This window comes from Candidatus Zymogenus saltonus, from assembly GCA_016929395.1.
Lineage (GTDB): Bacteria > Desulfobacterota > Zymogenia > Zymogenales > Zymogenaceae > Zymogenus > Zymogenus saltonus.
In genome coordinates, this window is record JAFGIX010000029.1 from 1 (window position 1) to 9,336 (window position 9,336).

General features: G+C 52.5%; 11 protein-coding genes and 1 pseudogene. 2 read left to right on the plus strand and 10 right to left on the minus strand.

Annotation, left to right across the window (positions count from 1 at the left end; all coding sequences use genetic code 11):
• The first annotated feature begins 57 nt into the window (after positions 1-57).
• Positions 58-1,578, plus strand: coding sequence for an alpha-N-arabinofuranosidase (locus JW984_06310; GenBank protein ID MBN1572795.1), 1,521 nt, complete (start codon positions 58-60; stop codon positions 1,576-1,578).
• 178 nt (positions 1,579-1,756) lie between these two features.
• Positions 1,757-3,199 (plus strand): MFS transporter, encoded by a 1,443-nt coding sequence (locus JW984_06315; GenBank protein MBN1572796.1) that lies wholly within the window; start codon positions 1,757-1,759, stop codon positions 3,197-3,199.
• A 328-nt stretch (positions 3,200-3,527) separates the two neighbouring features.
• Here JW984_06315 and JW984_06320 read toward each other — a convergent pair.
• The 10 genes and pseudogenes from JW984_06320 to JW984_06365 all read right to left on the minus strand — a co-directional run bounded on the left by JW984_06320 (position 3,528) and on the right by JW984_06365 (position 9,218).
• Positions 3,528-3,911 (minus strand): annotated as a pseudogene (locus JW984_06320) (lipoprotein).
• A complete protein-coding gene (locus JW984_06325) occupies positions 3,908-4,054 on the minus strand; it encodes a hypothetical protein (protein MBN1572797.1) in 147 nt (48 codons plus the stop codon). The pseudogene JW984_06320 and the gene JW984_06325 overlap by 4 nt, the downstream one beginning before the upstream one ends.
• Complete coding sequence (locus JW984_06330) at positions 4,044-4,325, minus strand: hypothetical protein (protein ID MBN1572798.1); 282 nt, start codon at positions 4,323-4,325, stop codon at positions 4,044-4,046. Before JW984_06330 ends, JW984_06325 begins: the two co-directional genes overlap by 11 nt.
• Positions 4,325-4,540 carry a hypothetical protein gene (locus JW984_06335; protein MBN1572799.1) on the minus strand — a complete coding sequence of 72 codons (216 nt, stop codon included), beginning with the start codon at positions 4,538-4,540 and terminating at the stop codon, positions 4,325-4,327. Before JW984_06335 ends, JW984_06330 begins: the two co-directional genes overlap by 1 nt.
• 1 nt (position 4,541) lies before the next feature.
• Entirely contained in the window at positions 4,542-4,991 is a 450-nt protein-coding gene (locus tag JW984_06340; GenBank protein MBN1572800.1) for a hypothetical protein, read from the minus strand.
• A gap of 4 nt (positions 4,992-4,995) precedes the next feature.
• Positions 4,996-5,211: a hypothetical protein gene (locus tag JW984_06345; protein ID MBN1572801.1), complete on the minus strand. Its 216-nt coding sequence runs from the start codon at positions 5,209-5,211 to the stop codon at positions 4,996-4,998.
• A gap of 2 nt (positions 5,212-5,213) precedes the next feature.
• Positions 5,214-5,486: a hypothetical protein gene (locus tag JW984_06350; GenBank protein ID MBN1572802.1), complete on the minus strand. Its 273-nt coding sequence runs from the start codon at positions 5,484-5,486 to the stop codon at positions 5,214-5,216.
• A complete protein-coding gene (locus tag JW984_06355) occupies positions 5,483-5,638 on the minus strand; it encodes a hypothetical protein (GenBank protein ID MBN1572803.1) in 156 nt (51 codons plus the stop codon). Before JW984_06355 ends, JW984_06350 begins: the two co-directional genes overlap by 4 nt.
• Positions 5,635-5,976: a hypothetical protein gene (locus tag JW984_06360; protein ID MBN1572804.1), complete on the minus strand. Its 342-nt coding sequence runs from the start codon at positions 5,974-5,976 to the stop codon at positions 5,635-5,637. Before JW984_06360 ends, JW984_06355 begins: the two co-directional genes overlap by 4 nt.
• Entirely contained in the window at positions 5,973-9,218 is a 3,246-nt protein-coding gene (locus JW984_06365) for a hypothetical protein (GenBank protein MBN1572805.1), read from the minus strand. The genes JW984_06360 and JW984_06365 overlap by 4 nt, the downstream gene beginning before the upstream one ends.
• Positions 9,219-9,336: the final 118 nt, after the last annotated feature.

Sequence of the window (9,336 nt, forward strand, 5' to 3'; positions counted from 1 at the left end):
ACAATACATTTGCCGATTCTATAAAGAAACGATAAATATATACTACCGGAGGAAATAATGGCTAATGCAAAAAATGCGAGGATGGTACTGGACAAAGACTTCGTCGTCGGGAAGATAGACGAAAGGATATTCGGCTCCTTTCTGGAGCATTTGGGGAGAGCCATATACGAGGGCATCTACGAGCCGAAGCACCCAAAAGCTGACAAGGCGGGTTTCAGGACGGATGTCTCCGAGATTATCAAGGAGCTTCAGGTCCCGATAGTCCGGTATCCGGGGGGAAACTTCGTCTCCGGCTATAACTGGGAGGACGGAGTGGGTCCGGTGAAGGATCGTCCGGTAAAAAGGGATATTGCCTGGGAGACCATCGAGACAAACGAGTTTGGGACAAACGAGTTCTGCGCCTGGGCAAAGGATCTCGATATAGACGTCATGATGACCGTGAACCTGGGGACGAGGGGGGTTGACGAGGCAAGGAACTTCGTGGAGTACTGCAACTCCCCGGAAGGGACTTACTACGCCGACATGAGAAGGGAGCACGGGGTGAGCGACCCCCACGATATAAAGCTCTGGTGTGTGGGAAACGAGATGGACGGCTTCTGGCAGATCGGCCACAAGCCGGCCGATGAGTACGGAAAGCTTGCCCGGGAGACGGCGAAGGTGATGCGGCTTGTCGATCCCACAATCGAGATTGTGGTTTCCGGGAGCTCGCTCAGGGAGATGCCCACGTTTCCCCAGTGGGACGCCACCGTCCTCGACCTCGCCTACGAGCAGGTGGACTACATCTCGCTTCACACCTACTTCACGAACTTCGACGACAACCTGAAAAACTACCTTGCCCTCTCAGTGGGGATGGAGTCCTACATAAGGTCGGTCGTCGCCGTCTGCGACTACATCAAGGAAAAGCACGGCGCTCTAAAAACCATGTACCTCTCCTTTGACGAGTACAACGTCTGGTATCACTCGAGGCCCGGGATGGTGTCTCAAACGGGGGGATGGCAGGTGGCCCCCCCTATACTTGAGGATGTCTACAACTTCGAAGACGCCCTCCTTTTGGGGCTCGCCCTGATCACGCTTCTCAGAAACGCCGACAGGATAAAGGTGGCGTGCCTGTCGCAGCTGGTAAACGTAATCGCCCCGATTATGACGAGGGCCAATGGCCCCGCCTGGAGACAGACCATCTTCTACCCCTATCTCCACGCCTCACTCTACGGCCGGGGGACGGCGCTCCTCCCCTCGATCCAGTCGCCCACGTATATGACACAGTCGTTCCCCATTTTGGATGTTCCCTTTCTGGACGGTATTGGGACGATGCGGGAGGAGGCTGGGGAGCTCACGATCTTCGCCGTAAACAGGGACGCCGACTCCCCCCTCGACTTCACCTGCGAGCTTCGGGGATTTTCCGAATACAAGGTTTTGGAGCATATCGTAATGACAAACGACAACCCGAAGGCGACAAATACGGAGGAGAATCCCGACAATGTTATCCCGAGTAAGGACGGTGACGCCTCCATCGACGGGGGGATGGTAAAGGCCTTATTGCCTGCTCTCTCCTGGAACGTGATCAGGTTAAAGAGATAGGCTTGAAAATGAGGAGAAGGGGTGCCATTGGGCCTTATATTTAACGACTTCGGCCCGCTTTGGCCGCAGTAAATATTTGAAATTAAGACTTGAGAAATGTTTAGTTTTTTTATAGAATATCAAAATCTTTGTGCAGAAATAGGGCTGCTTGTAACGTATTTATTAGGAGAAATACATAATGGAAGATAACAAGCTCTCCAGAAAGACAATGCTTGGGTACGGCATCTACGACCTCGGCGGAAACCTCTTCTTTACCGCGATGGCCTTTGTACTCCTTATCTACCTCACCGATACCGTCCTTATCGCCCCCGCCCTGGCAGGGGCCATAGTGGCCATCGGAAAAATCTGGGACGCGGTTACCGATCCCGTGGTCGGCTACATGTCGGACAGGACGAAGACGAGATGGGGAAGAAGGAGGCCCTACATGTTCTTCGGCTCCATACTTCTTGTTTTCGCCATGATCATGATGTTCACAAATCCGCTTCTGGTCTTCGACAAAGCGACGTTTTTTAATCCCGATGTCTTCTCCGAGGGCTTCGACTGGACGAAGGCCGCCTGGAATCCGAAGGAGCATCAGACCTTTCTCTTGATATGGGGAATCGTCTTCTACTGCTTTCTGAACCTGGCATATACCATCGTCAATATCCCCTACAGCTCCCTGACCCCCGAGCTGACCAAGGACTACCACGAGAGGACGGTACTGAACGGCTACCGTTTCGGCTGTGCGGTCTTCGGGACGCTTCTCGGAGCCGGTGCTTCCTTTCCCATCGTCTATCTATTTCCCAACACCAATGTTGGTTTCATGGCGCTGGGGTTTATCTTCGGCATAGTCATGCTGATAGTGGCCATGATCACTGTCTTTTCGATCAGGGAGCCGGAGTGGCATGGGGCGGAGCTGACTCAGGGTTTTTTCAAGACTTATTTCAAGGTTTTCAGGAACAAGCCCTATATCCTTATAACCATGACCTACATGCTGCATCTCCTTGCCCTCTCCGTGGTTACCGGGGTTGCGGCCTACTACTTCAAGTATATCCATCAGGCCGAAAAGGAGGTTACTACGGCGATGTTGATACTCCTCGTTACCGCCATGCTCTTTATACCGATAAGCGTCGTGTTGGGTAAAAAGATCGGCAAGAAGCTCGTCTATATAATAGGGATGGCGGCCTTCGCCCTGTCGATTCTTGTAATCGGCACGATCGGTCACATCATGCCCATGACCTTCTCCTTTATCATGATGTTTTCCGCCGGCCTCGGCCTCGGTTTCATGTACGTCCCTCCCTACGCGATGCTCCCGGACACCGTCGAGTACGACTACCTGATAAGCGGCGAGCGAACCGAGGGATCGTTTTACGCCATCTTCCTCTTTTTCTCAAAGGTGGGACAGGCCTTCGCCTTGGCCACTATAGGGATAGTCCTTCAGCTGACCCGTTATACGGAAAACATCGTACCGCAGCCGGACCCGCTGGCTAATTTCGGAATACTGATACTGATGGGGGCGATTCCGGCCATCTTCTTCTTTATCGGAATGGTTGTAGTGAAGCGTTACCCGATTACGGAGGAGCGGTACGCGGAGATACTCAAAGAGATAGAAATCAAGGACGCGAAAAAGGCGGGGAAATAGGTATCTTTCTGGATTCCCAATCGAGTTGGGAATGACAGAAATATGGATTCCCGATATGGTCGGAAATGACGGTATTGGTGATCATAAGCCGTGTGGGAAGTCGCCCTCTGAAGTTACAATCGAGCGGTGAATGAAAGAAGGGCGACTTCCGCGGCGCGTGTCATCATTTTAATACCTGTCATTCCCGCGTAAGCGGGAATCCAGACTTGCTTTCGTGGAAACGGGAATCCGTTTAAAATCCTCCTTGATTCTTGATGTAATAAGAATTGGGGGATTTTCGGATTCCCGTTTTTGCTTATCCATATAGTACTATGGGAATAATTGGTTATCAATACACCAAAATCCCCAGCATCAGAAGTATCGTGATTATCGACGTTCCCAGGTCTTTACGCCAGGCGTCCTTAAGCGTCTCGGGGCGGTAGTCCTTCGCGAACGCCTCCACTTTTTTCTTTAACGCCATCAAGTATATCTTGTCGTTTAAGACCTTCTCCCAGGCCTCGGGGGTGACGAGGTACCCCTCCCCCGTCCAGACGACGGCCTTGGATTTCGGCGCCGGCCTCTCCTTTATCTCCTCGATCACCTTTGCGATGTCCTCTTCATTCGGGAACAGCGCCGTCGCCGGAGGCTGACCCTTGAGGTTGACCAGCCTCGAAGTCGTTGCGCAGCCGGCGAGAAAAGTCAAGATTACGGCCAAGACAATTATCCTTTTCATTTTTCTCCTCCGTACAGCTTATCGCCCAATCCCGCCTTGTCGGCGGGCCTCGGCGCTATCTCCCTCAGCTTTTTTGGAATGACCTCGACCACAATCCTCTTTTGCTCGTTGCTTACCCTCTCCAAGAGGAGCTTATTCTCCAATTTCTGAATTGTCCTCCCCTGGAGGCAAATCGCGGCGATCAAAAGAAGGGTCAGGATCGCCCATGCCAGGATCATGTACTTTTTCATTTCTTCTCTCCATCCAGTTCAGGCCCACGTCTTTTACGACGTTTGCACCCATAAAGGTGATGATGACAAAAAGGAGGTTCTGGCTTATACCGCCGGTGGCAAGCTCCATAATACAGGCGATAACAAGAGCCATAAACTTTCGGCCGCCGACGGCCGACCAGAGCCTGAAGGGATCGATCTTCATCAATTTTCACCTCCGTTCTTCAGGGCGATCAACCTCTCCGATACCTTGCCCGCGAGATAGAGCGAGCCGCCCGCCGCCAGGGCCGGAATTATACCGGCCCCAAAGGCGCCGAGACCGGCCAAGAGGCTCGATGAGACGACCCAGACGATGATCGCCTGAACAAGATTTGCGGCAAGCCCTATCGAAGTTATCCCTATCGAAAGTTTTTTCCCCATTCTATCCTCCTATTTTGTCATAAGCGGCGGCAAAGCTCACGTAGATTTGCCGCCCGTTTTCGTTTACAGCGCCCCAACGCGCCCTCTCTCCCCTCGTGTCGAGGTGGAAGCCCGGATTGTTCCAGTGGGGATATATACCGAGGCCGATATTGTCCGCCGCCCCGAGCCCCCTCGGAGGCGGACCTATGAAGGCGAGCATCAGGTCAACGGCGTCCCGAAAAGAGATCCCCTCGATGTGGAAATCGGCCGCCCTGCCGAAGTTGTGCTGGCTTTTTGGCTTCTCGGGCCGGCGCTGGTATCCGCAGTGGATCACGAAGGGATGGTGGAAGAGTCCCCTCAATGTGTCCATGAGAAATATCAGTTCTCTGTCCATCCTGAAGGGATCTCCCCAGCCCTCGTTTGAGGTGAAGTATTTGACCCTTTTCCAGTCATCTTCTGTCATGTTTCCCATCTTGTCACCTCAAAATGATCGAGAGCGCAGTCACCAGGGCGGGGATCGTCCCCGCGATGAATCCCCAGAGGGACGCCTTGATTTTGAGACGCTCGATGTTCTTGGTGTGGTCGGCTACCGTAATTCTGAGCGACTCGATCTCCTTCAAGATTGTCTCGGTCCTCTCCAGCATCATCCCCCGAAACTCCGCCGACTTTACGTTGTTTCCCCTTTTCTCCATTGTCACCTCCAGATAACTCTCGCCTCGCCCTTTATGGAGCGGGCGGTCTTTCCCGCTATCTCGGCGTTGTTGATGTCCCCGCCGATCAGCCTCAGCGCAACGAAGTCTCCCACGTCGATATTCGCCTCACCGGCGTTTACAACCCTTATGCCGATACCGCAGCTCAGCTTTACGGTGCAGGTCCCGGAATCGTCGACGGCGGTCACCTCGCCGATGGAGAAGTTGTCCACCGACTTCTCTTCGGCCAAATCTCCTATTATGCTGTTTATCTTCATTTTCCCCTGATTACCCCCTCTTTTAGAGCCAGGCAGGCGACGATGTCGTTTCTATCCTTTGCCGTCAGCCCGCTCTTGGTTTTGTCGATTGAGGCCGATTTTCTGGCCTCCCGAATCTTTTTCTTTCTTACGATCGATGCCTCTTGAATCATATGGCCGCTTCCTCCTCCCAATCTTCGTACCTCTCGCATTCGAGGTTTATCATTACTCCGGTGGTTTCCCCCGAAATTTTTACACCCTTGACGTAGAGGTTTTCGGAGATCAGTCCCGCCTCCAGGTTCGTAACCCTGACGTAGACTCCGGGTCTGATCAGGTGGCCGAGGGGCGGGTACGGGAGGGAGAGGCTGAAACTCTCTCTCAGCTTCCATCTCCCGTTGAGCTCGTAGTAGCCCCTCTTTACGGCTTCATCCTCTGTTAAGATGAGGCTGTCGGTTATCGAGTCTGCGGGCCTGTCGCCCGCGCCGTATTTACAGACTACCCTGATGTTCATTTGCTCACGTACCTCCATCTGACCTTTGCGTAATACTCCACGGGGACATATTCATAGCCCGCTTCGACGATCCCTTGATTGGAAAACCCGGGGATCTCGATCTGGTCTTCCAAGACCTCGTAATCATTGTGGTATATCCTTATAGCGTGTTTTCCCCTCTTCCCCTTGGTAAAGGTGAAAGACCCGTTTGAAATTGTGACGATCTCCTCATCGATATATCCATCGCCGAAGGGGCCGTAGCCGTCGTTGTTCCAGTCAATCTGTACCTTGGCCCCCTCTATCGCCTCCTTCGTATCCTCATCTTTTACCCATCTCTTCCCGTGGATATTCCCTTTTTTATCGATCCAGTCCTCCTCCACCTTCCTTTTCTCCCCTTGAACAGTTAAAATGATATATGTCTTTTCCCCCACGGTTTTCTTATTCGTCTTGCAGTTTTCCTCCACGGTCTCGGAAGACGTGTTGTCAAAGTCGATGGTGTAGCCGCTCCTAGTCGGAAGCCGCCGCGGCTCTTCATATTCCTCCTTTGAAGGAGTTGCGGTGAAGACGCCCTTTTTGCCGTTTTCGCTCTCCTTTGGGAAGTAGAGCCACTGCCACGGCAGATACTCCTTTTTATCGGGAGCGGAGGTGCTCTTTACGCTGGGCGCCGAGACGTCTATGGATACCAGGGCGTCCTCCCCCCCGGCTGTGCAGCGAATATAGGCCGTATACGGCTTTACGGTGAAAAGCTCCTCCACGGTCATCACCGGAAGGGATGGGGCGCAATATTTCGCCTCGGCGATCCCGCCGGAGCTGTATGTGATCTTGACGATTGTCTGTTTGTTCGGGAGGGGTATTTCGAGGGTGATGCCCTTCCCGCTGACCTCGGCTCCGTCGGCGTAGTTCACGGCCTTGTACTCCTCGCCGTTTATCACCCTGTAGATGGAGACGAGCACCGAGATCGGGAAGCGGACGGAGAGTCCCACCTCGGTGGTGGAAGTCAACTCCTCCCCCTCGATCACTCCGGTGGAGGTCGTGACGATAATGTGGCTTTCCGAGATCGTCTCCTTGACGTCTTCGGATGCCAGGCTTCCCGCCCCCTCCTCGATTACGAAGGCGACCTCCATCCCGTCCTTTACGGGGGCGCCGTCGGGCCCCGTTACCCGACACGTTATCGCGGATGTCTTTCCCCGGGCGATCTTCGTCGGGTCCGCCGCGGCGTCGATGTCGGAGACCCTTGGGTCGTCCATCCTTATCGTCAACGAGTCGGACTGGCCCTTGAAGGTCGCGGTTGCGGTCGCGTATCCGCCGCCGCCGGCCGACGCCCTTAAAGTGGTCTTCGCCACGCCGTTTTCGATCAGCACCTCGGAGTCTTTAACGCCGGCAAGCTTGTCGACGGAAAAGGAGCAGGTTTCCCCCCCATCGTAGGTGACGAGATGGGAGAAGTTTCCCATCTCGGCGGTCGTGGTTATGGTGGTTCCGTCGAACTCAAACGGCCCCGGGACGGGGTCCCCTGGCGATCCGTTTACATCCTTCCATATCCCGATGACCCTCTTTATCCTCTTTGATACGCTGATCTTGTTCGGTGTCGACGGGGTTGCCTCTTCATATTCTATCGTCTCCACCTCGCTGAACGAGCCGTCCTTGTTGTAACAGTAGGCGGTGAGCTTGAGGCTGTCGCTCCCGTTTGACCTGAGCGTATACTTTGATGCGATCAGGTTGACCACCGGCCACCTTCCGAGCGCCGAGACCTTGTCGAAGCCGAACAGTTCGATTGAGTTCTCCCCGGTGGGGAGGTCAATTTTTCGGCTCGACTCGACGATCTCCGAGTCCACTATCGAGGCAACGGGGCTTTTCCCAGTTGTGTCAAACGGCTTGTAATCGCAGATCAGGCCGTCCTCGAAATCGGTGTAGAGTGATCCGCCACCGGCCGTTACCATCGCCCTTATGATCTCCCCGGGGGTCTTGTTTTTGACGCCGTAGGTGTCGGCGTAGATCTTAGAGTTAAGGATATTCCAGCTTATCGGTACCGTAGATGACAGGGATTCTGCAACCTCTTTCTTGGTGGTGTCCTCGCCAAAAACCGTCGTTAAAGGCTCCATGAAGGGCCTGTCCAGGATCGCAGTCAGGCTCCTGCCGCCGATGTCGGCGTCAAACTCCCCGAATTTTTCAAGCCGGGAAGCGTCTTCCCAGAAGAAATCGCCTATCGATGTTCCGTCTATCACAATTTTGATTCTCGGCTCGAAGAACTTCTCGTTGGAAAGGGTGTAGGGGCGCTTGTTTTTCAAAATAGCTTTATCCTTAAGCTTTATCCCCACCTGTTTTGTGTAAGTCTCCTCATCGTATGTCACATCCCAGCTTTCGACCGTGCCGCCGATATCCTGATCGTCAAGATAGATTTTTATATCGTAGCTTCTCCGATCCGAGGCTCTCTCTCCTATTCGGTTTATCGCTTGAAGCGACTCTCTTAAAGGGAGATGGTCGAGTATCGCGTTTTTTACCGTTAACGACTCTCTGTGGCGGTTTACCAGATCGTTTAGGGCAGTAAGAAACGTGCCGTCGAAAGCGCTCTTGATGCGGGATTCGGTTGTGAGGGAGTTGACGGAGGAAAAGCTCCTTGAAATCCTCAAGTCCTCGACGTAGATGTAGTCGAGACTTATCCTGCCGTAATTATCGGTTGCCATGTTAAAGCCGGAGACTAACCATAGTGGATTGTCGCCAATATTAATAACTCCATCGGTATTAACGTTATATACCCCGTTGTTCAGAGTCATCTCTCTGCTCTCGGGATGATATGTTATGATAAGTGTGTACCATGTATTCAAATTTATGAGCCTAACGTAATTACTTGAGGAAGTCCAAGTAGCCGTTGAACCATTGAAGTATTTATTTGCCGCCACATTGTTTACCCAATACTCTCTTATACTACCGCTGGAATTGTTGACAAAAGCAAACATGGATGAAATGCCGAGAGCGCCTGTCTCCGGTTGCGTCTCTTTGATGTAAAATCTTGCTGTGGGGACAGCATTACCGGCTTCGAGATGGTCTATCCTGTATTTGATGGATACCCTGAAGGGCGTGTTTCTGCACTTCTGGGATGAAAGACCCTCGGAGGTGACGAAAAAAGCGGCGTCGGAATGTTCGAATGTCTGGATGTGGGCTTTATCCCCCTCCTTGAATATCACCCCGTTTCCGGCCGTCTTTATATCAATCCCTTCTTGGTAGGTGTCCGGAAAGTTGAAATCTTCCTTGTAGAAAAAGCTCATTGTTTGTCCTTCTTTGCTTTTTTAATATTTATTTTGGGAATTATAAACGATTTTCCACCAAATTAGTTAGATAAGAAACTACAATTTCGAATATATCATCATTATAACGGTTATTATA